Source organism: Streptomyces hyaluromycini, from assembly GCF_002217755.1.
Lineage (GTDB): Bacteria > Actinomycetota > Actinomycetes > Streptomycetales > Streptomycetaceae > Streptomyces > Streptomyces hyaluromycini.
In genome coordinates, this window is sequence record NZ_BCFL01000027.1 from 189,439 (window position 1) to 216,394 (window position 26,956).

General features: G+C 72.4%; 26 protein-coding genes. 12 read left to right on the plus strand and 14 right to left on the minus strand.

The features are described 5' to 3' along the window. Nucleotide 1 precedes the first annotated feature (1 nt). On the minus strand, nucleotides 2-991 hold the full coding sequence (locus tag SSP29_RS36635; RefSeq protein WP_089105225.1) for a helix-turn-helix transcriptional regulator: 990 nt from the start codon (nucleotides 989-991) through the stop codon (nucleotides 2-4). Nucleotides 992-1,223: 232 nt separating this feature from the next. On the opposite strand from SSP29_RS36635, the gene SSP29_RS36640 reads away from it, so the two are divergent. Then, nucleotides 1,224-1,607, plus strand: a complete 384-nt coding sequence (locus SSP29_RS36640) for a VOC family protein (protein ID WP_089105226.1) — start codon at nucleotides 1,224-1,226, stop codon at nucleotides 1,605-1,607. A 78-nt stretch (nucleotides 1,608-1,685) separates the two neighbouring features. Further along, nucleotides 1,686-5,489 carry an ABC transporter ATP-binding protein gene (locus tag SSP29_RS36645; RefSeq protein WP_089105227.1) on the plus strand — a complete coding sequence of 1,268 codons (3,804 nt, stop codon included), beginning with the start codon at nucleotides 1,686-1,688 and terminating at the stop codon, nucleotides 5,487-5,489. A gap of 57 nt (nucleotides 5,490-5,546) precedes the next feature. Here SSP29_RS36645 and SSP29_RS36650 read toward each other — a convergent pair whose 3' ends face one another. From SSP29_RS36650 to SSP29_RS36670, 4 genes are read right to left on the minus strand one after another with little or no spacing between them, the layout of a single operon-like run. After that, nucleotides 5,547-6,350 (minus strand): MBL fold metallo-hydrolase, encoded by an 804-nt coding sequence (locus SSP29_RS36650; protein WP_089105228.1) that lies wholly within the window; start codon nucleotides 6,348-6,350, stop codon nucleotides 5,547-5,549. Beyond that, complete coding sequence (locus SSP29_RS59385) at nucleotides 6,347-7,972, minus strand: zinc-binding dehydrogenase (protein WP_150135598.1); 1,626 nt, start codon at nucleotides 7,970-7,972, stop codon at nucleotides 6,347-6,349. Before SSP29_RS59385 ends, SSP29_RS36650 begins: the two co-directional genes overlap by 4 nt. A gap of 26 nt (nucleotides 7,973-7,998) precedes the next feature. After that, nucleotides 7,999-8,559: an ester cyclase gene (locus SSP29_RS36665; protein WP_089105229.1), complete on the minus strand. Its 561-nt coding sequence runs from the start codon at nucleotides 8,557-8,559 to the stop codon at nucleotides 7,999-8,001. 10 nt (nucleotides 8,560-8,569) lie between these two features. Next, nucleotides 8,570-9,682 carry an MBL fold metallo-hydrolase gene (locus SSP29_RS36670; RefSeq protein ID WP_089105230.1) on the minus strand — a complete coding sequence of 371 codons (1,113 nt, stop codon included), beginning with the start codon at nucleotides 9,680-9,682 and terminating at the stop codon, nucleotides 8,570-8,572. 99 nt (nucleotides 9,683-9,781) lie between these two features. Between SSP29_RS36670 and SSP29_RS36675 the strand changes: the two genes are divergently transcribed. From SSP29_RS36675 to SSP29_RS36695, 5 genes are all read left to right on the plus strand, one after another. After that, entirely contained in the window at nucleotides 9,782-10,459 is a 678-nt protein-coding gene (locus SSP29_RS36675) for a TetR/AcrR family transcriptional regulator (protein ID WP_089105231.1), read from the plus strand. Between the two features lie 234 nt (nucleotides 10,460-10,693). Continuing rightward, nucleotides 10,694-11,086 carry a hypothetical protein gene (locus tag SSP29_RS36680; protein WP_089105232.1) on the plus strand — a complete coding sequence of 131 codons (393 nt, stop codon included), beginning with the start codon at nucleotides 10,694-10,696 and terminating at the stop codon, nucleotides 11,084-11,086. Between the two features lie 167 nt (nucleotides 11,087-11,253). Continuing rightward, entirely contained in the window at nucleotides 11,254-11,856 is a 603-nt protein-coding gene (locus SSP29_RS36685) for an HD domain-containing protein (protein WP_089105233.1), read from the plus strand. Between the two features lie 140 nt (nucleotides 11,857-11,996). Continuing rightward, on the plus strand, nucleotides 11,997-12,371 hold the full coding sequence (locus tag SSP29_RS36690) for a carbohydrate ABC transporter permease (protein ID WP_150135599.1): 375 nt from the start codon (nucleotides 11,997-11,999) through the stop codon (nucleotides 12,369-12,371). A gap of 82 nt (nucleotides 12,372-12,453) precedes the next feature. After that, nucleotides 12,454-13,305: a MerR family transcriptional regulator gene (locus SSP29_RS36695; RefSeq protein ID WP_089105234.1), complete on the plus strand. Its 852-nt coding sequence runs from the start codon at nucleotides 12,454-12,456 to the stop codon at nucleotides 13,303-13,305. Nucleotides 13,306-13,347: 42 nt separating this feature from the next. Here SSP29_RS36695 and SSP29_RS60300 read toward each other — a convergent pair whose 3' ends face one another. The 4 genes from SSP29_RS60300 to SSP29_RS36710 form a co-directional block, all read right to left on the minus strand. After that, entirely contained in the window at nucleotides 13,348-13,479 is a 132-nt protein-coding gene (locus SSP29_RS60300) for a substrate-binding domain-containing protein (protein WP_245883441.1), read from the minus strand. Between the two features lie 5 nt (nucleotides 13,480-13,484). Then, on the minus strand, nucleotides 13,485-13,658 hold the full coding sequence (locus tag SSP29_RS60305) for a LacI family DNA-binding transcriptional regulator (protein ID WP_150135600.1): 174 nt from the start codon (nucleotides 13,656-13,658) through the stop codon (nucleotides 13,485-13,487). 53 nt (nucleotides 13,659-13,711) lie between these two features. After that, the gene (locus tag SSP29_RS36705; RefSeq protein ID WP_089105236.1) at nucleotides 13,712-14,329 is read right to left on the minus strand and encodes a hypothetical protein; all 618 of its coding nucleotides are present in this window, start codon (nucleotides 14,327-14,329) and stop codon (nucleotides 13,712-13,714) included. A gap of 102 nt (nucleotides 14,330-14,431) precedes the next feature. Beyond that, nucleotides 14,432-16,255, minus strand: a complete 1,824-nt coding sequence (locus tag SSP29_RS36710; RefSeq protein WP_089105237.1) for a glycoside hydrolase family 3 protein — start codon at nucleotides 16,253-16,255, stop codon at nucleotides 14,432-14,434. Between the two features lie 425 nt (nucleotides 16,256-16,680). Here SSP29_RS36710 and aroA point away from each other — a divergent pair, with 425 nt between their 5' ends. Next, on the plus strand, nucleotides 16,681-17,934 hold the full coding sequence (gene aroA, locus SSP29_RS36715; RefSeq protein ID WP_089105238.1) for a 3-phosphoshikimate 1-carboxyvinyltransferase: 1,254 nt from the start codon (nucleotides 16,681-16,683) through the stop codon (nucleotides 17,932-17,934). On the opposite strand, the gene SSP29_RS36720 is transcribed toward aroA, so the two are convergent. Together SSP29_RS36720 and SSP29_RS36725 are read right to left on the minus strand one after the other, a co-directional pair. Further along, nucleotides 17,918-18,718, minus strand: a complete 801-nt coding sequence (locus SSP29_RS36720; protein WP_089105239.1) for a sugar phosphate isomerase/epimerase family protein — start codon at nucleotides 18,716-18,718, stop codon at nucleotides 17,918-17,920. The genes aroA and SSP29_RS36720 overlap by 17 nt on opposite strands. A gap of 17 nt (nucleotides 18,719-18,735) precedes the next feature. After that, nucleotides 18,736-19,671: a bifunctional helix-turn-helix transcriptional regulator/GNAT family N-acetyltransferase gene (locus SSP29_RS36725; protein WP_089105240.1), complete on the minus strand. Its 936-nt coding sequence runs from the start codon at nucleotides 19,669-19,671 to the stop codon at nucleotides 18,736-18,738. Nucleotides 19,672-20,062: 391 nt separating this feature from the next. On the opposite strand from SSP29_RS36725, the gene SSP29_RS60310 reads away from it, so the two are divergent. Beyond that, nucleotides 20,063-20,599, plus strand: a complete 537-nt coding sequence (locus SSP29_RS60310) for a hypothetical protein (protein ID WP_150135601.1) — start codon at nucleotides 20,063-20,065, stop codon at nucleotides 20,597-20,599. Nucleotides 20,600-21,059: 460 nt separating this feature from the next. Here the strand turns inward: SSP29_RS60310 and SSP29_RS36730 are convergent, their stop codons facing one another. Next, nucleotides 21,060-22,106: a LacI family DNA-binding transcriptional regulator gene (locus tag SSP29_RS36730; protein WP_089105241.1), complete on the minus strand. Its 1,047-nt coding sequence runs from the start codon at nucleotides 22,104-22,106 to the stop codon at nucleotides 21,060-21,062. Between the two features lie 239 nt (nucleotides 22,107-22,345). Here SSP29_RS36730 and SSP29_RS36735 point away from each other — a divergent pair, with 239 nt between their 5' ends. From SSP29_RS36735 to SSP29_RS36745, 3 genes are read left to right on the plus strand one after another with little or no spacing between them, the layout of a single operon-like run. Beyond that, nucleotides 22,346-23,503 carry a Gfo/Idh/MocA family protein gene (locus tag SSP29_RS36735; RefSeq protein WP_089105242.1) on the plus strand — a complete coding sequence of 386 codons (1,158 nt, stop codon included), beginning with the start codon at nucleotides 22,346-22,348 and terminating at the stop codon, nucleotides 23,501-23,503. Then, nucleotides 23,500-24,651, plus strand: coding sequence for a dihydrodipicolinate synthase family protein (locus SSP29_RS36740; RefSeq protein ID WP_089105243.1), 1,152 nt, complete (start codon nucleotides 23,500-23,502; stop codon nucleotides 24,649-24,651). The genes SSP29_RS36735 and SSP29_RS36740 overlap by 4 nt, the downstream gene beginning before the upstream one ends. Before the next feature lie 32 nt (nucleotides 24,652-24,683). Continuing rightward, complete coding sequence (locus SSP29_RS36745) at nucleotides 24,684-25,481, plus strand: sugar phosphate isomerase/epimerase family protein (protein ID WP_089105364.1); 798 nt, start codon at nucleotides 24,684-24,686, stop codon at nucleotides 25,479-25,481. Nucleotides 25,482-25,597: 116 nt separating this feature from the next. On the opposite strand, the gene SSP29_RS36750 is transcribed toward SSP29_RS36745, so the two are convergent. Then, the gene (locus SSP29_RS36750) at nucleotides 25,598-25,930 is read right to left on the minus strand and encodes a hypothetical protein (protein ID WP_089105244.1); all 333 of its coding nucleotides are present in this window, start codon (nucleotides 25,928-25,930) and stop codon (nucleotides 25,598-25,600) included. After that, a complete protein-coding gene (locus SSP29_RS36755; RefSeq protein WP_089105245.1) occupies nucleotides 25,921-26,952 on the minus strand; it encodes a hypothetical protein in 1,032 nt (343 codons plus the stop codon). Before SSP29_RS36755 ends, SSP29_RS36750 begins: the two co-directional genes overlap by 10 nt. Between the last annotated feature and the right edge of the window lie 4 nt (nucleotides 26,953-26,956).

Consider the following 26,956-nt stretch of genomic DNA (forward strand, 5'->3'; position numbering starts at 1 on the left):
GTCAGACCTGGCGGGCGCGGGACGCGAGGCGGTCGGCGAATGCGGTGACGAGGGTGCGCAGCTCGGCGGGGCGCTCGATGACGAACGGCCGGTCGAGTGCGGCGAGCAGCGGAGGCAGCCAGTCGAGCCGCTCCGCCCGCAGCTCGACGCGCAGCCAGCGCTCGGCGGCCCGGTCCCGGTCCGCCGCGGGCTCGTGTTCCTCCAGGGTCGCGACGCCGGCGGGCAGGCGGGCGCGGATCTGCTCGGCCGTCCCGTGGATCCGCAGGGTCACCTCGTGCCGGTACTCGGCCGCCGCGAACCCCGACAGCACACGCTGGGCCGGATCGGGCCCCGCGGGCGCTTCGAAGGAGCCGGGCAGGGTCCTCGCGTCCGCGATGCGGTCGAGCCGGAAGGTCCGGTCCTCGCCGATCCGGGCGTCCGTGCCGGTGACGTACCAGCGGCCCGAGTGGGCGACGATCCCGTACGCGTGCAGGGTGCGTTCGCTGTGCCGTCCGTCGCGGTCGGTGTAGCGGATCGAGACCGGCCGGCGGTGGCGCACCGCATCGGCGACGGTGAGCAGGACACCGGCGTCCGGGGTGTCGAACCCGCCGGGCCGATCCGTGAAGGCGAGGGCCTCCAGGAGGGTGTCGAGCCGACGGGCGAGGTGCCTGGGCAGTACCCGCCGGATCTTCGCCGATGCCGTCTCGCCCGCCGTGTGCTCCGTCGTCGTCAGCCCGGTCCGGCGGCCGGCGACCAGGCCGAGCAGCACGGCCAGCGCCTCGTCGTCGCTGAGCATGAGCGGAGGCAGGCGGTACCCGGGGGCGAGCCGGTAGCCGCCGTAGCGGCCGCGCACCGACTCCACGGGTACGTCCAGGTCGATCAGCTGGTCCACGTACCGCCGCACGGTGCGCCCTTCGACGCCGAGCCGGTCGGCGAGTTCGGCCATGGTCCGGGTACCGCCCGACTGGAGCAGTTCCAGGAGGGTCAGCACGCGGCCGGTGGGTCGGGACATGGGCACAACCTAAGCGCTCCGCTGGAAGTGCCGCGATGTGCGGCCGTCTGCCGACTGCGGCGCCGTCGTGGCTGGTCGCGCAGTTCTACCCCCAGCGCCCCGTACGGGGCGCTGCCCAACCGCAGCGGACTTCGACGGACCCGCTCAGCGCGAAATACCGGACCGATTCTGTCCACTATCTCTCCTAGCCTGCGCAGTGCACGCACGCTTCCAGCACTGCCAGGGAGATCCCATGGACTTCGTCTCGATCCGCATCATCACCGGCGACGTGGCGCGCCTCGTCGAGTTCTACGAGCGGGCCACGGGGGTGCGGGCGGCCTGGGCCACCGAGGACTTCGCCGAGCTCAGGTCCGCGGGCGCGACCCTCGCGATCGCGGGTACCCGCACCGTCCCGCTGTTCGCCCCGGGCTCCGCCCGCCCGGCGGACAACCACAGCGTGATCACCGAGTTCCTCGTCGACGACGTGGACCGCGTGTACCGGGACCTGACCGGCTTCGTCACCGACTTCGTCACCGAGCCCACCACGATGCCCTGGGGCAACCGCTCCCTGCTGTTCCGCGACCCCGACGGCAACCTCGTCAACTTCTTCACGCGGCCCGCCGGGCAACGCCCGTGAATTGTTGCGGAGGGATGAAATCCGCTTCCTTTCGTGTTGTGGCCATGAGGAAGAACAGGGCGAACGAAGGGCACCCGCGTGGCAGCGCAACAGGGGGAGCGGCAGCAGGGCGGCGGCTGGGCGCGCAGGCTGGCGGGGTACGCCTGGCGGCATCCCCGGGACGTCGTGCTCGCGCTCGGGTCCTCGCTGGCCGGCATGGCGGTGCTGGCCGTCGTCCCGCTGATCACCAAGGTGATCATCGATGACGTGATCGGCGGTCACAGCCGGTCCATGGGCCCCTGGGCCGGTGCCCTGATCGGCGCCGCCGTCCTCGTCTACGCGGCCACCTTCGTCCGCCGCTACTACGGCGGCCGCCTCGCCCTCGACGTCCAGCACGACCTGCGGACCGAGATGTACGAGACCATCACCCGGCTCGACGGACGGCGGCAGGACGAGCTGTCCACCGGCCAGGTGGTGGGCAGGGCCACCAGCGACCTCCAGCTGATCCAGGGCCTCCTCTTCATGCTGCCGATGACCATCGGCAACGTCCTCCTCTTCCTGATCTCCCTCGCGATCATGGCCTGGCTGTCGCCGCCGCTCACCCTGGTCGCCCTCGCCGTCGCCCCGGCCCTGTACTGGATCGCCAAGCGCAGCCGCAGCAAGCTCCACCCCGCCACCTGGTACGCCCAGGCCCAGGCCGCCGCGGTGGCCGGCGTGGTCGACGGCGCGGTGAGCGGCGTGCGCGTGGTGAAGGGGTTCGGGCAGGAGGACCAGGAGACCGGGAAGCTGCGGGAGGTCGGGCGCCGGCTCTTCGCGGGACGGCTGCGCACCATACGGCTGAACAGCAGGTTCACCCCGGCCCTGCAGGCGGTCCCGGCCCTCGGGCAGGTCGCCATGCTGGCGGTCGGCGGCTGGCTGGCCGTCCGCGGTCACATCACCCTCGGCACCTTCGTCGCCTTCTCCTCCTACCTCGCCCAGCTGGTCGGCCCGGTCCGGATGCTCGCCGTGGTCCTCACCGTCGGCCAGCAGGCCCGCGCCGGCACCGAACGCGTCCTGGAACTGATCGACACCCGCCCGACCATGAAGGAGGGCACCAAGACCCTCCCCGCCGACGCGCCCGCCACCGTCGAGTTCGACGACGTGTCGTTCGGGTACGACCATGAGCGCCCGGTCCTCCAAGGGCTCAGCTTCGAGATCCGGCCGGGCGAGACCCTCGCCGTCGTCGGCTCCTCCGGCTCCGGCAAGTCCACGGTCTCCCTCCTCCTGCCGCGCTTCTACGACGTCACCCACGGCGCCGTCCTGATCGGCGGCCACGACGTCCGCGAGCTGACCCACGACTCGCTCCGGGCCGCGATCGGCCTGGTCCCCGAGGACTCGTTCCTCTTCTCCGACACGGTCCGCAACAACATCGCGTACGGCCGTCCCGACGCGACCGAGGACGAGATCCTCGCCGCCTCCCGCGCCGCCCAGGCCGACCGGTTCATCGCCGAGCTGCCCGACGGCTACGACACCAAGGTCGGCGAACAGGGCCTCACTCTCTCCGGCGGCCAGCGCCAGCGCATCGCCCTCGCCCGCGCCCTGCTCACCGACCCCCGCCTCCTCGTCCTCGACGACGCCACCTCGGCCGTCGACGCCCGCGTGGAGCACGAGATCCACGAGGCCCTCGGCCACGTGATGCGCGGCCGCACCACGCTCCTCATCGCGCACCGCCGCTCCACCCTCAACCTCGCCGACCGCATCGCCGTCCTCGACGGCGGCCGGCTCGCCGACATCGGCACCGACGAGGAGCTCCAGCAGCGGTCCGCCCTGTACCGCAGGCTCCTCACCGACCCCGACGAGCTGGGCGGGGTCTCCCCGGGGCACGCGCTGCCCCTCGAACCGCGCGAGGACACGTCCGTACGGGACGAGCTGGACGCCGAGTTCGACGCCGAGCGGGGCGTGACCCCGAGGCTGTGGACCGGCGACCGCACGCCCCGCGACCTCGCCCTCGCCGGCACCCCGGCCACCCCCGAGCTCCTCGCCCAGGTCGAGGCGCTGCCCCCGGCGACCGACGTCCCCGACATCGACGAGGCCGGCGCCGTACGCCCCGAGGACTCCTACGGCCTGCGCCGCCTGCTGCGCGGCTTCGGGGCGCCCCTGCTGGTCAGTCTCGGGCTCGTCGCCGTGGACGCCGGTATGGGGCTGCTGCTCCCGGTCCTGATCCGGCACGGCATCGACCAGGGCGTCAGCAGGATGGCGCTCGGCGCGGTCTGGGCGGCCTCGCTGCTCGGCCTGTTCGCGGTGCTCGCCCAGTGGGCGGCGCAGATCGGCGAGACCCGGATGACCGGCCGTACCGGCGAGCGGGTCCTCTACTCCCTCCGCCTGAAGATCTTCGCCCAGCTCCAGCGGCTCGGACTCGACTACTACGAGCGTGAGCTGACCGGCCGGATCATGACGAGGATGACCACGGACGTGGACGCGCTGTCCACCTTCCTGCAGACGGGCCTGGTCACCGCCTTCGTCTCCGTCGTCACCTTCTTCGGCATCATGGTCGTCCTGCTGGTGATCGACGTACAGCTCGCGCTCGTCGTTTTCACCACCCTGCCCCCGCTGATCATCGCGACCTTCTTCTTCCGCCGGGCGAGCGTGAAGGCGTACGAACTGGCCCGGGAGCGGGTGTCGGTGGTCAACGCCGACCTCCAGGAGTCGGTGTCGGGGCTGCGGATCGTGCAGGCCTTCCGGCGCGAGCGGGACAGCGGCCGCCGCTTCACCGAGCGCAGCGAGAGCTACCGCCGCGCCCGTATCCGCGGCCAGTGGCTGATATCGGTCTACTTCCCCTTCGTCCAGCTGCTGTCGTCGGTGGCCGCGGCGTGCGTGCTGATGGCGGGCGCCCACCGGGTGGAGGCGGCGACCCTCACCACCGGCGCCCTGGTCGCGTACCTGCTCTACATCGACCTGTTCTTCGCCCCCGTCCAGCAGCTCTCCCAGGTCTTCGACGGCTACCAGCAGGCGACCGTCTCCCTCGGCCGCATCCAGGAACTCCTGCGCGAGCCGACGTCCACGGCGGCGGCGGACCGGCCTCGCGAAGTCGGTTCCCTGCACGGCGACATCGCCTTCGAGAACGTGCACTTCGCGTACGGCGCTGCCGACGAGGGTGACGCGGCCCTGAGCGGGATCGACCTGACCATCCCCGCCGGGCAGACCGTCGCCTTCGTCGGCGAGACCGGCGCCGGCAAGTCGACCCTCGTCAAGCTGGTGGCGCGGTTCTACGACCCGACGGGCGGCCGGGTGACGGTCGACGGCACGGATCTGCGCGCCCTGGACCTCACCTCGTACCGTCATCGCCTCGGGGTCGTCCCGCAGGAGGCCTACCTCTTCCAGGGGACCGTCCGGGACGCCATCGCCTACGGCCGCCCGGACGCGACCGACGCCGAGGTGGAGGCGGCGGCCCGCGCGGTCGGCGCCCACGAGATGATCGCCACCCTCGACGGCGGCTACCTCCACGAGGTGGCCGAGCGCGGCCGCAACCTCTCCGCGGGCCAGCGCCAGCTGATCGCCCTCGCCCGCGCCGAGCTGGTCGACCCCGACGTGCTGCTCCTCGACGAGGCGACGGCGGCCCTGGACCTGGCGACGGAGGCCCAGGTCAACATGGCCACCGACCGGCTGACGGGCCGTCGTACCGCCCACCCGTCGCCCGACCACCACCCCTCAACGAGCGCTTACGCGCGCACCACCTTGATTGTCGCCCACCGGCTGACCACCGCGGCCCGCGCCGACCGGGTGGTGGTCATGGACCACGGCCGGGTCGCCGAGGACGGCACCCACGACGAACTGCTGGCCCTCGACGGCCGGTACGCCGAGCTGTGGCGCACCTTCATCGGCCAGCCCGAGGAACCGGAGGAGCCGGTGGGCGCGACCCGCTGACCTCTCGCGTCGGTCGCTCAGTACCCCGTTCCCCGGACCGGCCCCTGACGGCCACCGTCACGAGGAGCCCGCACGGGCCCGGGCCGAGGCGAGGAGGCCCGGGTCGTGGGCGTTGACGAGCAGGAGGTCGTGGTCGGCGGCCTGCCGCAGTTCGGCGAGCCGCTCGTGGTTGGCCCGCACTCTGCGCCAGTCGTGGGCGACGGCACGTTCCATGGCGAGCAGCGACTTCGGCACCTTGCCTACGCCGTCGACCTGGCCGTGGTGGTAGAACGCGTCGCCGGCGTGGAGCACCCAGTGGTCGCCGGTGTCGACGGCGATCGCGGCGTGCCCGCGGGTGTGTCCGGGCAGGCCGATCAGCACGATGCCGGGCGAGATCCCGGTGAGCTCGGTGGCGGCCGCGAACCCGCGCCAGGCCTCGCCCGTCTCGGGGTGGTGGCGGACGAGCGTCGGAGCATGGGCGCGCTGCGCGGGCCTGTACCGCCCTTTCTCGACGCGGGTGGCCGGGTGGAGCGCCGCGGTGGCCTCGGCGTCGGTGAGGTGGACGCGTGCCCAGGGGAAGTCGGCCAGCCCGCCGACGTGGTCGGCGTCGAAGTGGGTGAGCACGATGTCGCGGACGTCCTTCGGGTCGAGGCCGAGCCTCTCGACCTGCCGTACGGCCGTCTCGGACTCCTCGAACGCGGGGCGCACGAAGTGCCGGGCCGGTCCGAACCGCCGGCCGGGTGCGGCCCTGTCGAGAAGACCGAGACCGGTGTCGACGAGGGCCAGTCCGGTGCCGGTCTCGACGAGCAGAACGTGGCAGACCAGCCCCTCGGGTGCGCCCCAGGGACGCATGGTGCCGCAGTTCAGGTGGTGGACCTTCATCCGAACGCCTCCATCATCGCGGTCATGGCAGCGGGATCGCCGCCGATGAGGCCGGCGTCGATCTCCTGGACCGGGTTGGTGCCGTCCCAGTGGGCGGCGGCCAGCCTGATCAGGTCGAAGACGAACTTCTTGGTGCCGCCGGCATCGGAGATCTCGATGACGGTGCCGGGGTGGTGCTCGGTCTGCAGATAGGCGAACCGTCCGTCGGCTCCGCCGATCCGGCCCTCCTGCCCGACGGTGAATCCGGCGGCGCGGGCACGGTCGTAGAGGTCCTGGTAGTTCTCGCTCCAGTAGGCGATGTGCTGCACACCTTCGTTGCCGGCGGCGAGGAAGTCCCGGTACATCGAGGGCGCGTCGTTGACCGGGGTGATGAGCTCGATCTGGATGTCGCCGCTGTTGGCGACGGCCACGTCCATGACCAGGTCGGAGAGCTTGCCCTGGTAGGTGAAGTCTCCGGGCCTGACGCCCTTGAGGTGGAACCACGGGCCGATGCCCGCCCTGGTGAAGTTCTCCATCGACGCGTGGATGTCGCGGACGACGTAGCCGATCTGCGCGATGCTGCCGAACATGTTCGCCACCGTGCCGGGGGCGGGCGCCGGTCCGGTGTGGGCGTCGGCGAAGGAGAGCACGATCTTTCCGGTGGCGTCGCCGGCGCGCAGCCGGCGGGCAGCCTCGTGGGCCCTGGACACCGGGTGGACGGTGTCCAGGCAGGGGGCGATCCTTCCGTCGGCGACCGCGGGCAGCACGTGCTCGCCCAACGCCGCGACCACCTCGCCGAGTTCGGCACGGGTACGGATGCTGAAGGTGGTGCCGATCAGCTTCTGGCGGCGGAAGGCGACGGTGTCCAGATCGAGGGCGGTCGCGGGTCCGGCGAGCCGCCCGATGCTCATGATGGTGCCGCCGACCGCGGTGGCCGCCGGGAGCACGGCGAACAGGGCTCCGCCGACGTGGTCGAGGGTGACGTCGGCGCCCCGCCCGTCCGTGGCGGCGAGGACCGCGGCGGCGAGGTCCTCGGTCGCGGTGTTCACGGCGACGTCCGCGCCGACGTCCAGCAGGGCGGCCCGCTTGGCGTCGCTGGTCGTCGTGGCGACGACGGTGCCCGCTCCGAGCGCCTTGGCGAGCTGGATGCCGATCAGGCCGATCGAGCTGGTGCCGCCGACGACCAGAACGGACTTGCCCGCGGTGAACCCGGCCTGGGTGACCAGTGCGTCGTGCTCGGTGACGAGACCGACGGGGAGGGTCGCGGCCTCCTCGAACCCGAGCCGGTCCGGGATCGGGACGACCAGTCGTGGATGGCACAGGGCGTAGTCGGCGAACGCGCCGACCGTGATGCCCATGACCCGGGTTCCGGCGGGCAGGTGGGGTGCCAGCAGGCTCCCGGTCTCGACGACGCCCGCGACCTCCATGCCGGCGGTGAACGGCCCCTCGCCCTGTGAGTTGGCGGCGTAGGTGCCTTCGAGAGCGTAGAGGTCGGCCCGGTTCAGACCGGCCGCGTGGACCTGGATCCGGAGGGCTCCCAGTTGTGCGGGCAGTTCGGTCTCTTCGAGGCTCCAGTCGGCTCCCTTGCCGCCGATGAGTGCGCGCATGGTGGCCGGAGTCGTCATGGTGGTCGTCGAGGTCATCGGAGATCTCCTCTGGTCGGTGGTCGTCAACGGACGAAGTCGGGCGGCGTGGTCGTGAGCAGCCGCGGGTCGGGGGCGGCACCGGACATCGAGAGGAGTCCCCTGAGGATGCGGAGAAGCGTGAGCAGGCCACCCGGGCTGCGCTTGTCGACGCCGCCGATCAGCTGCCTGAGAATGGTGAGCCGGTCGAAGTAGATCCGCTCGGTGACGAGGTTCTCGTGCTCGTCGAAGATGAAGTACGCCGTCATACGGGTGCGGTGCTTCGATCCGGTCCGGGGGATCCTGCCGAGCGGCCCGTCGTGGGTGCCCAGCAGCCAGAACTCCACGATCACGGCGTCGACGCTGTGCCGGAACGCGATGATCTCGTGATCCTGGTCGGGGAAGGCCACGCGGGTGTCCTGGTAGTACTCGCGCACCTCTCCGTCGCCGTCGTGGACGGTCATCTGGGCGATCAGTTCGTAGTGCGGATGCGGGAACGTCGACAGCGTGGCGTCCCAGTCCTGGCGGACCTCGTCCTGGAAGTGGTCGAGCACGAGCTTCTCGCGGGCGCGCAGCACGGGCTCGGACGGCAGGGTGAATCGCGACATGGTGGCTTCCTCAGACCGGCTGGACGCCGTGGGTGATGTGACCGTGGCTGAACGTCGGCGTCGTGCCGGGGTTCGTCCAGGCGCCGGTCAGCTCGCTGGAGGGGAAGAACTGCAGGAAGCGCGGGTCGGCCTGGCTGCGGTCGGCCAACGTCTTCTCCAGGACGGTCGAGTTGTACTGGTCGGCGGTGGTCTCGATCGTGTTGGCGTTGAGCACCACCTCCTGCTGCCACCCCCGCGCCCACTTGGCGAGGCCCGGCAGCCGGGAGTGCTCGGGGGTGAGGGCCTCGGCGGCGATGACGTTCTCGCTGCTGACCCAGATGCCGGTCGACGTGTTGACGACGAGGCTCTGGTTGCCGAAGACGTGGCCCGGCGTCTTGACCACGGCCACGCCCGGACCGAGGACGATCGAACCGTCGATCGGCAGGAACGCCTCGGGCGGGACGTCGCGGTAGGTGTCCGGCTGGTACCAGGGCCTCTGTAGCGGGTGCAGCTCGGCCATGCCGGCGAGCTCGTCCCGCTGGACGACGACCTTGGCGCGGGGAAACGCGGCCCGCGGGCGGGCGTCGAGATCGTCCTGGTGGGCGGTCGTACCCACCCAGCGGCGCAGGTCCTGCGTGTGCAGGTGGTCGAACATCAGGTAGTCGACGTCGCCCGGCCGGATGCCGAGCCGGGCGAGGTGCCCCAGCACCGTGCCGTGCTCCCGGACCATCCGCCGTTCGAGGACGCCCGGCGTCTTCCGGGCGAGGTTGTCGAAGTAGGGCGTGTAGCGGCCCAGTTCGACGTCGCTCGGCTCGAAGAGCAGCACCCGCGGGCGACCGTCGCTGTCCCGCCACCGGATGACGAGCATGCGGTTGGTGATCGACAGGAACGGGGCGATCGCGCGCGACGCGCGGAACAGGCCGAACCGCGTGGGGTAGGGCAACGTGACCAGATCGCAGGTGACGACGGTGTCCGGCGTACCTGTCAGGGCGAACTCGGCACGGAACGCCCTGGCCTGGGCACGAGCCGTCCGCAACCGGACGCCCGGCGGCTCGGCCGACCTCGACAGGTCGGACAGGGTGTCGATGCCGGCGCCGACCGTCGGCAGGTCGGCCACGTCACCGGGGCCCCACGGAAATCGCATCGCCGCTCCTTCCCTCTTTACCCACGCCGTGGGTATTAACTGGGCTGAGGCAAATATACCCACGGCGTGGATTAATTCAACGGCGGGCATCATGGTGTGATGACCGAGACACGAGAGCCCCGACGGGGTCGCCCGCCCAAGGGGGCGCCGCTGCTGAACCGCGACGTGATCGTCAAGGCCACCCTTGAGGTCATCGACCTGGACGGCATCGACGCGGTCTCCATGCGCTCGGTCGCCCGCGTCCTCGGCGTCGACCCGAAGAGCCTCTACAACCACGTCGCCGGCAAGGACGGCCTTCTCGACGCGGTGGCCGAACAGATCCTCGGGTCGATGCGCCTGCCCGAGCCCACCGGAGACGTGCGCGGCGACCTGCGTGCCATCGGGCACGCCTTCCGCGACCGCGCCCTCGCCCACCCCCAGGCGGCGCAGCTCGTCCTCACCCGCCAGCTCGCGTCGTTCGAGGGGCTCGCCCCGGTCGACGCCGTCCTCGCCGCCCTCCGCGCCACGGGCTGTCCGCGGCGCGAGGCCGTCTCGATACTGCGCAGCCTGGTCGCCACGCTGATCGGCACCCTGCTCCGCGAGGTGCACGCGGGGCCCACGTACGGCGTGACCGACGCTTCCGGCATCGCACAGCGCCAGGCCGTGCTGGAGCGGTCAGGCCTTCCCCGCGTCGCCGAAGCCGCCGCCGACCTCGCTCGCTTCGACAGCGACGCGGAGTTCGAGTTCACCCTCGGCCTCGCCCTCGACGCCGTCATGGCCCGCCTCGCCGCGTCCTGATCCGATACGACCGTGCGAAGAGGGCACGGCCGCGGGCCCGCGGCAGCCCCCTGGGCTCATCACGGTGAGCCCGTCCCTGAATTCACGCGGCGAGCGCGGTCTTCGCCGACGCCGTCGCATAGGGGCGGTGGATTCGCGTACCTGACGGCCGTGCAACCATCCGACATACGTCGGGCGTCCGTACATCAGTACGGTCATGGCTGGTGCACAGCTGCGGTACGGGAGGGGACGACTGTGGACAGTGGTGCGATACGGCGGCGGCTGGCGCTCGGTGTGGCCGTGCTGGCCGCCTCCGGGGCGCTCGCCCTCGTGGCACCGGCCGAGGCCCAGGCCGTGACGGCCGCGAACTGCGCCGGACGCGAGGTGCGGACCCTGTCCTTCGACACCGGCACCGTGCACGTCTACCGGCAGGGCGGCTACGTCTGCGCGATCACCCTCCCCAAGGAGTCCGGCGGCAGACGGATGATGTCCGTCAGCGTCCAGGCCCGCGGCAACCGCCCGGTCGTCGACAAGGGCAAGTACAGCCACCGCGCGGGCCCGGTCACGGTCCACGCGGGTCACCGGTGCGTGTGGGTGAAGGGCGCGGTGGGGCGGAGCTCGGTGAGCTCGGGCTGGATCCTCTGCTGAGGGGGGATGAACCGCCTGTGCGCATACGACGAGAGGTCCGCTGGGTCCTGTGGGGGCTGTGGGGTGCGTGTCTGGTGTTCTGTGTCTGGTTCTTCGCCGAGGCGATCATGCTGTTCCGGCAGGCCGAGTCATGGTGACGCGGGCATGGTGCGGGTGATGTCCGCCGGATGACCGCGACGCCTGCGGATTTGTTGACGCGTGCCCTGGACGCGCCGGGCGAGCCCCCGCTGCGGCCGCTGCCGCCCGTGGTGGCGGAACTGCTGCGTTCGCTGAGCGCCCCGCCTCGGCTGGCGGCGCACCTGCGGGCGGTTCACGACGTCGCGGTCGACCTGGTCGACTGGGTGCGGGACCGGTACCCGGACCTGGCCGTGGACCGCGACGCCGTCCTCTTCGGCGCGGCCACCCACGACGTGGGCAAGGTCCGCCATCCCGAGGAACTCGCCGGGCCCGGCTCGGCCCACGAGGCCGCCGGTCGTGACCTGTTGCTGAGCCGCGGCTTCCGGCCCGCACTGGCCCGGTTCGCCGCCACCCACGCGGACTGGGACAACCCCGCGGTGACGATCGAGGACCTCCTGGTCAGCACGGCCGACAAGGTGTGGAAGGACAAGCGCGTCGCCGGCCTTGAGGACAGGGTCGTCAGGGCACTGGCGGACGCGACGCGACGGGAGCCCTGGGAGGAGTACCTCGCGCTCGACGACCTGCTCACCCGGATCGGGGCGGCCGCCGCCCCTCGCCTGGCCTTCCAGGCGGCCTTCCCCGTGCACATCTGATCCTGCATCAGAATTCGCCGGACGTCGGGGACTTGTGCACCCTCGTCCCACCCTGCGAGACCCCCGTCCGTCTACCTCGGCAACCCGCGCACGGCGGTCTTCTGGCCGGCGCTGACCCAGGTGTGGTTGCAGCCGGCCAGATGATGGTCGTCTTCATCGCCGGACTCCAGTCGATACCAAGGGAGTTGTACGAGGCGGCCGAACTGGACGGCGCGGGCCCGCTGCGGGCCTTCCGCTCGATCGCCGTCCCGCTGACCCGCCCGGCGCTGGCGACGACGGCCATCTTCCTCTTCGTCATGGACTGGAACGGCCTGCTGTATCCGCTGCTGTTCATCCGCTCCCAGGAGCACCGCACGCTGCCCCTGGCGCTGCTGAACTTCCAGGGGGAGTTCCTGACGCAGTACCCGCTGCTGTTCGCGGGCGTGGTGATCGCGTCGGCGCCGGTGGTGATCGTGTACGTGCTGCTGCAGAAGCATTTCGTCTCGGGCCTGACGGCGGGGGCGGTCCGGGGCTGAGGGGTCCGGACCGCGGCACCCGGGCCCTGGTCCCCGGCGCTGCGCTTGAGGTTCCCGCGGGGCAAGGATCTAGGTTCGGAGCATGGCGGACGGACCTGAGCTGATCACGGTCGGTCAGCTGGCACGCCGTGCCGGCCTGACCGCGAAGGCGCTGCGGCACTACGACCGGATCGGGCTGCTGGTGCCCGCCGCGGTCGATCCCGGCACCGGTTACCGGCGCTACGGCACCGAGCAGGTCGCGGCCGCACGGCTGGTGCGGGTGCTGCGCTCGGTCGACGTACCGCTGGAGCAGATCCGCGCCTGCCTCGCCGCGCCGGACGACACGGCCGCGATCCGGCAGGTCCTGATCCGGCACCGGGGACGGCTCCAGGCCCGCCTGGACCGGGTCCGCGGGGACCTGCACCGCACCGGACATCTCATCGAGGAAGGAGTCATCCCGGCGATGACCGACGAGGACGCGCAGCAGCGCACCGAAGGTGCCGTGGCCGACGAGCGGCGGCTGGCCGTCGACCTGTTCAACGGGGTCTGGCGGCTGCTGGAGAAGGAGGACCGCGGCGTCGAGGACGACGACCGGATGCTGCACATGGCGCACGCCTCGCGCCACCACTGGGGCCAGGTCGGCGCCCCGGTGAACCTCAGCCGCGGCGAGTGGCAGTGCTCGCGCGTCTACTCGGTGCTGGGACGCGCCGAACCCGCTCTCCACCACGCCCGGCGCGGCCTGGAGCTGTGCCGGGCGCACGGCATCGGGGACTGGGACCTCGCCTACGCCTACGAGTCCCTGGCCCGCGCCCACGCGGTGGCCGGCGACCGGGAGCAGGCCCGCGGCTGGACCGAGCAGGCGCTGGCCGCCGCGGAGGACATCGCCGAGGACGAGGACCGCGAACTGCTCCTCAGCGACCTGGAGACCATCCCCGCCCAGCCGCGCTTCTGGTGAACCGCGCGTGGGCCGTGCCCGGTCCCGCCGGTCCCCGGGCCGTCAGCCGCTGTCCCGTACGACCAGCCGGTGCCCCACCGTGAGCACCGTCGGCTCCCGGTCCGCCGCGCCCTCTATCCGCCGCAGCAACGCCCGCACCGCCACCCGCGCCAGCTCCCGTTTGTCCGGCGCCACCGTGGTCAGCGGGGGCGCGGTGTACCGGGTCGCCTCGACGTCGTCGAACCCGACGCGCGCAGCACCCGGGCGCGGGTGGCCTCCGAGAAGCGCCCGGTGTCCCGGACCACGTTGGACACGGTCCGCATGGACACCCCGGCCCGCTCGGCCACCTCCTTGAGCCCGATCTCCGCACGCATCGGCCCACCTTAGGGCCGGAAACCCGGCTCCGGCCGCCGCCGACATGGAGCGTTCACACGCGGCGGGCGCAGCCCACCGGGTGCTCCCCGCCGAGCTGGACGTACAGGGCGGTGGCCGCCGGGCACGCGTCCCGCGAGGTCACCGCCCGCACCACCCGGTACTGCGGCTGCTGCTTCCCCGAGCCGTCGCAGGCGGTCTCCCGGACCTGGCCGCGGCCCGAGCCGTAGACGCAGTCGCCGACGATCGTGCGCGGCCCGCCGCCCCCGCCGGGGTCACCGGGGTGCGGCGGCTCCAGGTTGCGCATGCAGGCGTAGCCCTGCGGGATCGTTCCGTCGCCGTCCTCGTCGCCGGTGGTGCGCTGGGCGCCTATGTGCAGCACGAAGTCGGTGGTGGCCGGGCACAGCGGACCGTCGGCCACGGCACCGTCGTACCGGGCGATCACCCGGGCCGCCGCCCGTTCGCCGGTGCAGGGCACCTCGGTGAAGCTGGCGGTCCCGAACGAGCTGCACTCACCGACCGCGAGGAACTGCGTGCCGTACCCGGACGGCGTCGGGCTCGCCGTCGACCGGGCGCTGCCCGCCGGCGCCCCGGACGAGGACGTCCGGCAGCCGGCCGGCAGCAGCACGACGGCCAGCGTCACCAGAACCCCCGCAAAACGCCTGCTGCGCATACCGACCCCCCTGCCAGCGTGGCCCGCGATCACGGTCCATGCCAGCTGTCCGGGAGGCTTTCCGCCTGATGTGGGTGTTACGCCCCGTTCCGTGACGTACGTCTAGTACGTCAGCCCGTGGCCGATCGGATACAGCACCTGTGCCGGATCGTCCGCCCGCTGCACCGGCACCGGGAGCCTGCCGTGCGGTGCCGCCGTGCCCGCGATCACCCGCGCCGCGGCCCGCAGTTCGACGTCGGTCCACGAGTAGGTCGCCAAGCAGGCTTTCACGGTGGGGAGTTGGGCGACATCGTACGGATTGCGCACCGCCACCGCCACCACCGGGCGGCCGGTCGCGACCAGCCGTTCCACCAGTTGCTGCTGTCCGCCGCCCGCCGTCACGTTGTACGTCCCGACCACCACCGCGTCCGCCCCCTGCGCCGCCGCGACCGCCTTGCCGACGTCGGCGGCGGAGGGGTCCGTACCCGTGGACAACGCGGTCGCGGTGAAGCCGAGTTCGGTGAGGGCGGTGGCGAGCACGCCGGTCGGCGGTCCCGTCGTACCGGACGGGGAGGCCGGGTCGGCGCCGACGACCAGCACCTTGCCGTGCGTACGGCGGGACAGCGGGAGCAGTCCGCCCTCGTTGACCAGCAGGGTGGTGGTGCGCTCGGCGATCCGGTCGGCGGCGGCGAGGTGCTGCGCCGTGCCGACCACCCGGCCGACGTCCTTCGTCTGCACGTACGGCCGGTCGAGCAGCCCCAGCCGGGACTTCAGCCGCAGGATCCGGAGGATCGACTCGTCCAGCCGGGACTCGGTCAGCTCGCCGCCCTGCACGGCCTTCAGAACGGCGTTCCAGGCGACGTCCGGGGCGGGCGGGTCGAGGAGCTGGTCGGCGCCGGCCTTCAGCGCGAGCACGGGGACCCGGTCGTCGCCGTACTTCGTGCGGACCCCCGCCATGCCCAGGGAGTCGGTCACCACGACCCCGTCGTAGCCGAGTTCGCCGCGCAGGATGCCGGTGAGGACGGGGTGCGAGAGGGTGGCCGGGTCGCCGGCGCCGTCCAGGGCCGGGAACTGGATGTGCGCGGTCATGACCGAGTCGACGCCGGCCGCGATCGCCGCCCGGAACGGGACCGCGTCCAGCTTCTCCCACAGCTCCCGGCTGTGCGTGATCACCGGGAAGCCGGTGTGGCTGTCGACCGCGGTGTCGCCGTGTCCCGGGAAGTGCTTGACGGTGGCCGCCACGCCCGCGTCCCGGTACCCCTGCACCTCGGCGGCGACCAGGGCCCCGACCGCGTCCGGACCGGCCCCGAAGGACCGTACGCCGATGATCGGGTTGGCCGGGTTCACGTTGACGTCGGCGTCGGGGGAGTAGTCCTGCCGGACGCCCATCGCGCGCAGCTCCGCGCCGGAGATCCGGCCGAGGGTGCGGGCGTCGGTCCGGGAGCCGCCCGCCCCCATGGCCATGGCGCCCGGGAAGAGGGCGGCGGGCCTGCCGATCCGGCAGACGGCGCCGTGCTCCTGGTCGGTGGCGATCAGGACGGGCAGACCGCGCGGCTGCGCCAGCGAGGCGCGCTGGATCCCGTTCGACAGCTCGGCGATCTGCCGCGGGTCCCGGGTGTTGTGCGTCCAGGTGAAGTAGATGATCCCGCCGACGCGGTACTTCGCGATCAGCTCGGCGGCGGTGCGGACGCCGATCTCCTTGAGGTTGGCGTCGATGTCGGCCTGGTCGGGGTCGGTGGCCGAGTGCCCGTAGACCCGCATCACGAACAGCTGACCGACCTTCTCCGCGAGCGTCATGCGCGCGATGAGCGCCCGGAGCTTCTTGTCGTCGGCGTTCTTGTCCTCGGAGTTCGTGTCGTCGGAGCCGAGGGCGTGCGCGCCGGTGCCGACAGCGAGTCCCGCGGTGACGCCCGCGGTCGCGGTGAGAACGGTGCGTCTGGAGGGCATGTGCACTCCTTTTGGTGGGGAATGCACAGTAACCAGAAAGGGGCCGCCATCGGCGCATTGGAGGGGGGCACGTCGATGGCGGCGGGCCGACGGCCGTGGTGCGGCGGAGAGGGTAGGTCAGCGATCGCAGCCAGCAGCGAGGGCCGACACCACACCACGGAGACTCTTCCGGCAGCCTGCGTGTTGGACGGGCGGGGGAGAGAGCGGGTTCCCGTACGGACGGGAATTCCCGGAAGTCGAGAGAAGACGGACTGACGGGACGAATGTGACGCGCCCCGTCAGGAGGAGCGCCCCGTCAGGAGCGCCCTGTAAGGGGCGCGGGGAACTGCGCGAGCAACCCCCACCGGCCCGCACACACCGATCCACCTGTTCCACCCATTGGAAACACGCCCCACCCGAAACCCCCGACCGGCGATCATGGCGGCATGCCCCTCGTCGACATCCCCGGTTCCAAGTCCGTCACCGCCCGCGCCCTCTTCCTCGCGGCCGCCGCCGACGGAGTCACCACCCTCGTCCGCCCCCTCCGCTCCGACGACACCGAGGGCTTCGCCGAGGGCCTGGCCCGGCTCGGCTACCGCGTCGGCCGTACCCCCGACACCTGGCAGGTGGACGGCCGCCCGCAGGGCCCCGCGCTGCCCGAGGCCGAGGTCTACTGCCGGGACGGCGCCACCACCGCCCGCTTCCTGCCCACCCTCGCCGCGGCCGGCCACGGCAGCTACCGCTTCGACGCCTCCGAGCAGATGCGCCGCCGCCCCCTCGCCCCGCTCACCCGCGCCCTGCGCGACCTCGGTGTCGACCTGCGCCACGAGGCGGCGGAGGGCCACCACCCGCTGCGCATCGAGGCGGCCGGGGTCGAGGGCGGCGAGGTGACGCTCGACGCCGGGCAGTCCTCGCAGTACCTCACCGCCCTGCTGCTGCTCGGCCCGCTCACCCGCAAGGGCCTGCGGATCCGGGTGACGGACCTGGTGTCCGCGCCGTACGTGGAGATCACGATCGCGATGATGCGGTCGTTCGGGGTGGAGGTGGCCAGGGAGGGCGAGGTCTTCGTGGTCCCCGCCGGCGGCTACCGGGCCACCACCTACGCCGTCGAGCCCGACGCCTCCACGGCCAGTTACTTCTTCGCCGCGGCGGCCGTGACGGGCCGTGAGGTCACCGTGCCGGGGCTCGGGCGGGGCGCGCTCCAGGGCGACCTGGGGTTCGTGGACGTGCTGCGGCGGATGGGCGCGGAGGTGGAGATCGCCGAAGCCGGTACGACCGTGCGCGGCACCGGCTCACTGCGCGGTCTGACCGTCGCCATGCGGGACATCTCCGACACCATGCCGACCCTCGCGGCCATCGCCCCCTTCGCGAACGGTCCCGTCCGCATCGAGGACGTGGCCAACACCCGCGTGAAGGAGTGCGACCGGCTCGACGCCTGCGCGGAGAACCTGCGCCGGCTGGGCATCGAGGTCGCCACGGGCGAGGACTGGATCGAGATCCGGCCCGGCACCCCCGCCCCGGCCGAGATCAAGACCTTCGGCGATCACCGCGTCGTGATGTCGTTCGCGGTGACCGGCCTGCGCACACCGGGGATCTCCTTCGACGACCCGGGATGCGTGAAGAAGACGTTCCCGGGCTTCCACGAGGCGTTCGGGGAGCTGGCCGCTGGGTGGGGAATCCCGCTCACGCCGAGTCGTTGAGCAGCCGGGCCAGGTGTTCCCGCCCCGCCGCCAGCAGTCCGGGCAGCGGGGCCGCCGCCTCGTACCAGCGTTTCTCGTACTCCCAGCACAGCCAGCCGTCCCAGCCGTGCCGGGAGAGCACCTCCACGCACTCGGACAGGGGCAGGATCCCGGCGCCCAGCGCCAGCGGGGTGGTGTCGTCGGCCGACGCGATGTCCTTGACCTGGACATAGCCGAGGTACGGGGCGAGCGCCGCGTAGCTCTCGGCGGGCTGCTCGCCGCCCAGCCAGGTGTGCATGACGTCCCAGAGCGAGCCGACCATGCGGTGACCGACCGGGCCGAGGACCCGGATCGCGGCGGCGCCGGTGCGGTGCGAGTCATGGGTCTCCAGCAGGACCCGCACGCCGAGCGCGGAGGCGTCCTCGGCGACCGTGCCGAGCCGCCGGGCGGCGATCGCGTCGGACTCGGCGGCCGGCAGGTCAGGGTCGGCGCCCGGGAAGACCCGCACGTAGGAGGCGCCCAAGTCATGGGCGAGCTGGAGGAGTCGGCGCGTCTCGTCGAGGACCGGGGCGTCCTCGCCGGGCGCCGCGACCCGCGCGTACCCGGCGACGCCCAGCACCTCCACCCCGGCCGCCTTGAACTCGGCGGCCACATCGGCCCGCGCGGCCGGGCCGAGGCCGGGGTGCACGGGCTCCTCGGGATGGGCGCGCAGCTCCACGCCGTGGTAGCCGTGGTCCGTGGCGAGCGCCAGCACGTCCGGCACCGGCAGACCGGGAACTCCGAGGGTGGAGAAGGCGAACCTCATACCCACCAACCTACTTCTCACTCACCGGTTCCGTGCAGGTCCAGTCGCCAGTCCTGGCCGACCAGGTCCTTGCCGAAGGAGCGGTGCGGTTTCTCGGCGGTGAGGACGAAGCCGTGCCGCTGGTAGATGCGGCGGGCGGCGGACAGGACGTCGTTGGTCCACAGCACCAGCTCCCGGTAGCCGACCCCGCGCGCGAAGTCGGTCACGGCGGTGACCAGCCGGTCGCCGACGCCGAGCCCGCGGGCCTCCGGTTCGACGAGCAGCAGCCGCAGCCGTGCGGTGCCCGGGGCGTCGTCCCGTACGCACATCACGCAGCCCACCGGCCGCCCGGCCCACTCGGCGATCCAGGTCCGCTCCAGGTGCGGGTCGTGGTCCCCGGCGTAGTCGGCGACGATCCGGGCGACGAGGCCCTCGTAGTCGGCGTTCCAGCCGTACTCGGCGGCGTACAGGGCGGCGTTGCGCTGCACGATCCAGCCCAGGTCGCCGGGGTGCGGCTCGCGCAGCACGACCTCGCCGGAGCCCTCGGGGGCGTGCCCGTCGCCGAGGATCGTGCGGATGGTGCGCATGGCCTCGGCGAGGCGCGGCCGCTCGCCGGGGTCCACGGCGCTCAGCAGCGAGCCGACCGATTCCCGGGCCCGCTCGTCCAGCAGCCCGGCGGCGGCCCGGCCGCCCGGGGTGAGCGAGACGCGCCGCCGCCGCGGGTCCTTCTCCGAGGGGGCGCGCTCGATCAGCCCGGCCTCCTCGAACTTGTTGAGGATCCGGCTCAAGTACCCGGCGTCCAGTGCGAGATCGGACCGCAGGTCGGCCGCGTCGGTGTCGGCGGAGTGCGCGAGCTCGTACAGCACGCGGGCCTCGGTGAGGGTGTACGGGGCGTAGAGGTGGCGGCCGTAGTCGAGGGCGCCGATGAGGTTGGTGTAGAAGCGGTTGAAGGCGCGGATGTCCTGGACGGTCATGGCTGGCCCCTGATGGTTGACTGAGTCAGAGATACCGCGCCTCCGAGGCTATCCCGCCACCCCGCCCGGTCGGAAGGCGTCGGCCTGAACGGCGGCTTCACAGGCTTTACTTGTTCTTTTTGCCTGGGCCAGGTCCTGCTTTTGACTTCGTCGCGCCAGCGCCGTAGGTTTATACACGAACGTCACTTATGTCCGTTTCAACGAGGACGTGACGTGGTCCGCCGGAGAGCCCGGACGGGTGCGGAGAAGCGGCATCGCGGGCGGCGGACGCGCTCAGGGCTGCGCGCAGGCTCTGGAGCGCACGCAGGGCGGCCCCCTTGAGGCGGCGGCCGTCGGTAAGACAACCACACCCTCGGAGAGGGGCGAAACCATGCGCGCGCACACCACACGTATGAAGAGGGTCGCCATCGCTGCGATTTCGGCACCCATTCTGGCGCTCGCCGCCGGAGCCGGAGTTGCCAGCGCGGCCACCCACGCGGCGCCTGGCCACGTCGTCTCCTACCAGGACAACGGCGGTGGCGGCGGCGGTCACGGCGGCGGTGGCGGTGGCCACGGCGGCGGCGGTGGCGGCCATGGCGGCGGAGGCTACGGCGGCGGCGGTCACGGTGGCGGCGGCTACGGCGGCGGTCACGGTGGCGGCGGCTACGGCGGCGGTCACGGGGGCGGCGGCTACGGCGGCTGGGGCGACGACGGCTACGGCCATGGCGGCTGGGGCGGCTGGGGCGGCTGGGGCGACAACGGCTACGGCGGCGGCTACGGCGGTCACGGTGGCGGCGGTGACGGTGGCGGCGGCTATGGCGGCGGCGGTCACGGTGGCGGCGGTGACGGTGGTCACGGTGGCGGCGGTGACGGTGGCGGCGGCTATGGCGGCGGCGGTCACGGCGGCGGCGGTGGCGGTGGCCACGGCGGCGGTGGCGGCGGCCGGTGAGTGACACTCCCTGACAGCAAAGGACGGATCCGGGTGCCCGACTCTCGGGCACCCGGATCCGTGCGTCGAAAACCCCCGTATCGAAACCTCTGCATCAACTGCGTCCAGACCCTGGCGGGGCCCGGCCGGACTGCACTTATGGCGGTCCGTCGGGGCGGCCACCAGCCCTCCTGGCGCTACCAGACACGCCTCGTGATCCAGCTGAGCCGCTGCTGGGGCGAAGAGGCACAGGGGCCTGACGGTGGTCGGTCGGCTGCGGGCCGGTGGGGGCTTGTCGCGCAGTTCCTCCCCCAGCCTTCGGCCGGGGGTACCCCCAGCGCCCCTAAGGGGCGCGGGGAACTGCGCGAGCACCCCCCGAACACCCGCAGCCGAAACACGACAGTCGGGACGAGGGCGAGGACTGGTCGGGGGCACCTGAGCCGCGCCCCCCGCTGTCGGGGTTCTCGTCGCCGGTGGGTGGTCAGGTGCGCGGCACTCCCGAGGACCCCCGCACCATCAGCTCCCCCCGAACCGTCGCGATCCCGCCCGGCGGCGGCTCCTCGCGGCCCATGGCGATGCGGCCGGCCCGTGCCCCCGCCTCCGCCAGCGGCAGCCGCACCGTCGTCAGCGACGGCACCGCGTCGATGCTGAACGGCAGGTCGTCGAAGCCGGCCACCGACACGTCCGCCGGGATCCGCAGCCCCGACTCCCGCAGCGCCGCGCACGCGCCCAGCGCGACCGAGTCGTTCGCCGCCACCACCGCGGTGAGCGTCGGGTCCCGGCGCAGCAGCTCCAGCGTCGCCTCGTACCCCGCCCTGCGGTCGTACCGCCCGTGCACGGTCCAGCGCGGGTCCTCCTCGATGCCGGCCTCGGCCAGCGCGGCCCGGTGGCCCTCCAGGCGGTGCCGGGTGGTCGTGCGCTCCTCGGGTCCCGCGATGTAGCCGAGCCGCCGGTGGCCGAGCCCGATGAGATGCTCGGTCAGCTGCTTGCCGCCCCCGCGGTTGTCGAAGGTCAGCGCCACCGCGTCGGTGTCCGGCGCCGGCGGCCGCCCGCACAGCACCACCCGGGTCCCGGCATCTGCCAGCTTGCGCAGCTTCGCCGCCACCGCCGCCGCGTGCGGCGCGTTCTCCATCGCGCCGCCGGTCAGGATCACCGCCGCCGCCCGCTGCCGCTGCAGCAGGGTCAGGTACGTCAGCTCCCGCTCCGGCGACCCCCCGGTGTTGCAGGTCACCGCCAGCCGCTCGCCGCCCGCGCGCCCGCCCGGACCGCCGATCTCGGCCTGGATCGCGCTCGCCATGATCCCGAAGAACGGGTCGGCGATGTCGTTGACGAGGATGCCGACCAGGTCGGAGGTGGCCGCCGCGAGCGCGCTCGCCGGCCCGTTGAGGACGTAGTCCAGCTCGTCCACCGCCCGCAGCACCCGTTCCCGGGTGGTCGCCGCCACGGGGTAGTTGCCGTTCAGTACGCGCGACACCGTCGCGGGCGAGACCTGGGCGCGGGCCGCCACGTCCGCCAGGGTCACCGTCATCTCGTCGTCCTCCGGTCGCGCATCTCGTCGTACGCCGTTGTACACAGGCCGATCAACAGCCAGCTCACAGGAAGCCCCCTTGCCGTGCAGACCATAAGGCCATTCACTCCTGTCGTTCGCCCCCTCGAACAACTCGACCCCATCACGGTCTTGTACAGACCTGGGTTCAAAGGCTAGCTTCTGACCGTATAGAAAGCGCTTGCTGCGTTGCTGAGACGCACGCGGACGAAGGGAAACACGTGAACCGCAAGACGGTGCGTATCGCCATGAACGGCGTCACCGGGCGCATGGGCTACCGCCAGCACCTCGTCCGCTCGATCCTCGCCCTGCGCGAGCAGGGCGGACTCGACCTCGGCGACGGCACGGTGCTGTGGCCGGAACCGGTCCTCGTCGGCCGCCGCGAGCACGCGCTCCGCGAGATCGCCGACCGCCACGGTCTGTCCGCCGAGCACATCTCGACGGACCTGTCGGCCGTGCTCGCCGACCCCACCATCGACATCTACTTCGACTCCCAGGTCACCTCGGCCCGCGAGGAGGCCCTCCAGCAGGCCATCGCGGCCGGGAAGCACATCTACACCGAGAAGCCGACGGCCACCTCCCTGGAGGGCGCCCTGGAGCTGGCCCGGCTCGCGCAGGCCAAGGGCGTCAAGTCCGGCGTCGTCCAGGACAAGATCTTCCTGCCCGGCCTGCTGAAGCTGAAGCGGCTCATCGACGGCGGCTTCTTCGGCCGGATCCTGTCGGTCCGCGGCGAGTTCGGCTACTGGGTCTTCGAGGGCGACTGGCAGGAGGCGCAGCGCCCGTCCTGGAACTACCGAGCGGAGGACGGCGGCGGCATCGTCGTCGACATGTTCCCGCACTGGGAGTACGTCCTGCACGAGCTGTTCGGCCGCGTGAAGTCCGTCCAGGCCCTCACCGCCACCCACATCCCGCAGCGCTGGGACGAGAACGGCAAGCCCTACGACGCGACGGCGGACGACGCCGCGTACGGCGTCTTCGAGCTCGACGGCGGCGCCGTCGCCCAGATCAACTCCTCCTGGGCGGTCCGCGTCAACCGTGACGAACTGGTCGAGTTCCAGGTGGACGGCACCGAAGGCTCAGCGGTCGCCGGCCTGCGGAACTGCCGTGTCCAGCACCGCAGCGCGACTCCCAAGCCGGTCTGGAACCCGGACATCCCGGCCACCTACGCCTTCCGCGAGCAGTGGCAGGAGATCCCCGACAACACCGAGTTCGACAACGGCTTCAAGGCCCAGTGGGAGCTGTTCCTCAAGCACGTCTACGCCGACGCCCCCTACCACTGGGACCTGCTGGCCGGCGCCCGCGGCGTCCAGCTCGCCGAGCTGGGCCTGAGGTCGTCGACGGAGGGCCGCCGCATCGACGTACCGGAGATCGAACTGTGACCATCCACCTTCCCGCCGCGGACGGGTCGGTGCGGGCGTACGAACCCCGCACCGAGCCGTCCGCCCTCACCCCGGGCACCCCCTTCACCTCCCGTACGGTCTTCTCGGCGGCGCACGTCGTCGCCGACCCCTTCGCGGACACGAACCCCGACGCGCCCGCCGCCGTCGACTGGGACGCCACCCTCGCCTTCCGCCGCCACCTGTGGTCGCACGGCCTGGGTGTCGCCGAGGCGATGGACACCGCCCAGCGCGGCATGGGCCTGGACTGGGCGGGCGCGGCCGAGCTGATCCGCCGCAGCGCCGCCGAGGCCCGCGCCGTCGGCGGCGCGATCGCCTGCGGTGTGGGGACGGACCAGATCACCGGCGGCTCCCTGGCCGAGATCCGGGCCGCGTACGAGGAGCAGCTCGCGCTCGTCGAGGAGTCGGGCGCCCAGGCCATCCTGATGGCCTCCCGGGCGCTCGCGGCGGCCGCCTCCGGCCCCGAGGACTACCTCGACGTCTACGGCCACCTGCTGCGCCAGTCCGCCGAGCCGGTGGTCCTGCACTGGCTGGGCCCGATGTTCGACCCGGCGCTGGCGGGCTACTGGGGCTCGGCCGACCTCGACACGGCCACCGACACCTTCCTGGAGGTCATCGCCGCCCACCCCGACAAGGTCGACGGCATCAAGGTCTCCCTGCTGGACGCGCAGCGCGAGGTCGACCTGCGCCGCCGCCTCCCGCAGGGCGTCCGCTGCTACACCGGCGACGACTTCAACTACCCCGAGCTGATCGCGGGCGACGAGCAGGGCTTCAGCCACGCCCTGCTCGGCATCTTCGACCCGCTGGGGCCGCTGGCGGCGGAGGCGGTCCGGGTCCTGGACACCGGTGACACGGCGGGCTTCCGCGGCCTCCTGGACCCCACCGTGGAGCTCTCCCGGCACCTCTTCCAGACCCCCACCCGCTTCTACAAGACGGGCGTGGTCTTCCTGGCCTGGCTGGCCGGCCACCAGTCCCACTTCACGATGGTCGGCGGCCTGCAGTCGGCGCGCTCCCTGCCGCACTTCGCGCGCGCCTACGAACTCGCCGACGGCCTGGGCCTGTTCCCCGACCCGAAGCTGGCCGAGGACCGTATGAAGACCCTCCTCGCCCTGTACGGAGTGAACCAGTGACCGGCGACCTGTCCCGTTTCTCCATCAACCAGATGACCGTCAAACAGCTGTCGCTGCCCGAACTGGCCGACGCCTGCCTGGAACTGGGCGTGCCGGGCGTCGGCCTGTGGCGCGAGCCGGTGCAGTCCTACGGCGTCGACGCGACCGCCAAGCTGGTCCGCGAGGCGGGCCTGACCGTCACCACCCTGTGCCGCGGCGGCTTCTTCACGGCCATCGACCCGGACGAGCGCGCCGCCGCGCTCGCCGACAACCGGCGGGCGGTCGAGGAGGCCGCGACCCTCGGCACGGACACCCTGGTCCTGGTCTCCGGCGGCCTGCCGGCCGGCTCCAAGGACCTGCACGGCGCCCGGGAGCGGATCGCCGACGCCCTCGCCGAACTCGGCCCCTACGCCGAACAGCACGGCGTCCGCCTGGCCATCGAGCCCCTGCACCCGATGTTCGCCTCCGACCGCTGCGTGGTCTCCACCCTCGCCCAGGCGCTGGACCTCGCGGAACGCTTCCCGGCCCACCAGGTCGGCGTCACGGTCGACACGTATCACATCTGGTGGGACGACCGGGCGCCCGAGCAGATCGCCCGGGCCGGTGCGGGCGGCCGTATCCACACCTTCCAACTCGCCGACTGGACCACCCCGTTGCCGGAGGGCGTCCTCAACGGCCGCGGCCAGATCGGCGACGGCGCGATCGACATGCGCGAGTGGAAGGGGTACGTGGAGGCGGCCGGCTACACCGGTCCCATCGAGGTCGAGCTGTTCAACGACGGGCTGTGGGCGAGGGACGGCCGCGAGGTGCTGGCGGAGACGGCGAACCGGTTCGTGGCGTACACGGCGTAGTCCGGCCCGGCGGCCGAAGAAGCGAACCTGCTCTCCGGCCGCCGGTCGTACCTCGGTCCCTCTCTGCCCTGCCCTGGGCCACGCACCCGTCCGGCCAGGCCACTCCTCACTCCTGGTCAGGCCGAGGCCTTCCGGCTGACATGGACGACGAGCTCACCCACGAGCGTCAGGACCACCAACGCCAGGCAGCACAGGACGCCGAGCAGGCCGGCCGCGATGACATAGACCGAGCGCAGGTCCGTGCACTCGAAGGCCGGTGAACAGCCGAGGGTCCGCGGGTCCGTCCGTGGCCCCATCGCGTTCCAGCCGATGACGAGGCAGAGCACGGAGACCACGGCCGCGCTGGACAACCCGACCCACCGGATGCGCCGGGTTGCCCACCAGGACGCGATCCATCCCACGAGGATCACCGCCGGCAGGATGAACACATAGTCGGGGACTACGCCCATGTGGAATCGCTCCGCGACATCGTGGTGCGGCCGGTCAGCCGCTGGGAAACGTGGTTGCCCATGTCAATCAAGTTTACCGTCGGGTGCTTGACGGTCGGCAGGTCGCCCGTCGGCCTGCGGGTCTTCACCTCCAGTTCCAGGTCGAGCCGGTCGCCGGCCTTGAGCTTCACTCTCGTGACCCACCGGGTCTCGAACAGCGACGCGGTCCGGGTGTCCGAGAGGAGCCGCACTCCCGCGTCGTGCCTCTTGTCGTTGAGCCGGGCGCCGACGATTTCGACGTCCGAGACGACCTGGGGGTCCAGCGCGACGGAGAAGGACGCGGCCACCGGGGTCGTGCCCGGTCCGACGCTGCTCAGCGTGATCCGCGTGGGGTAGTAGTACCAACGCTTGCCGTCGGCCCACTCGTAGCGGTTCCACACGCCGCTCACCTCCAGGCCCCACGGTGTGGCGGCTCCGCCGAAGGCGTGCGGACGACTGGGCCGGAGGCTCCGCCGACCGCCCGGCTTCGTGTCCTTGTGGCCCACGGCCGCAGTGGCGTCCGCAGGTCCGGCGACGAGGTCGCGGGGGTACAGCACGGGAGACGCGGTCCCCACGACGACCACCGGGTCGCTGCCCGCCGGGAGCGCCTCGGCCAGAGTGATCGTGCAGGTGGTGACCAGGGTCTTGGGGTCGGTGGCGATGGTGCTCGTCGTGCGCAGCCGCCGGGTGCCGACGGTGGCCACCGCGCTGGGCAGCGGGGCGTAGACCCGGGGGTCGTAGCTGATGGCGACCTGCGTCCCGGCAGGCAGATCCGTACCGGAGTGCTGCACCTGGACCGCGAGTTGTCTGGGGAACGCGGCCGGTTCGGTGCCGACTTTCGCGAGGACGGCGACCGGGCTCGCGGCGACCGGGACCAGTTCCACACCGGCGGCCGCGGTGCCGGCCCACGCCGGGCCCGGACCGGCGAACGTGACGGCGCCGACGCCCAGCGTCAGACCTCCCAGTACCAGCACGCGCCGACGGGTGACGTTCGAGTCGGTCATGTCG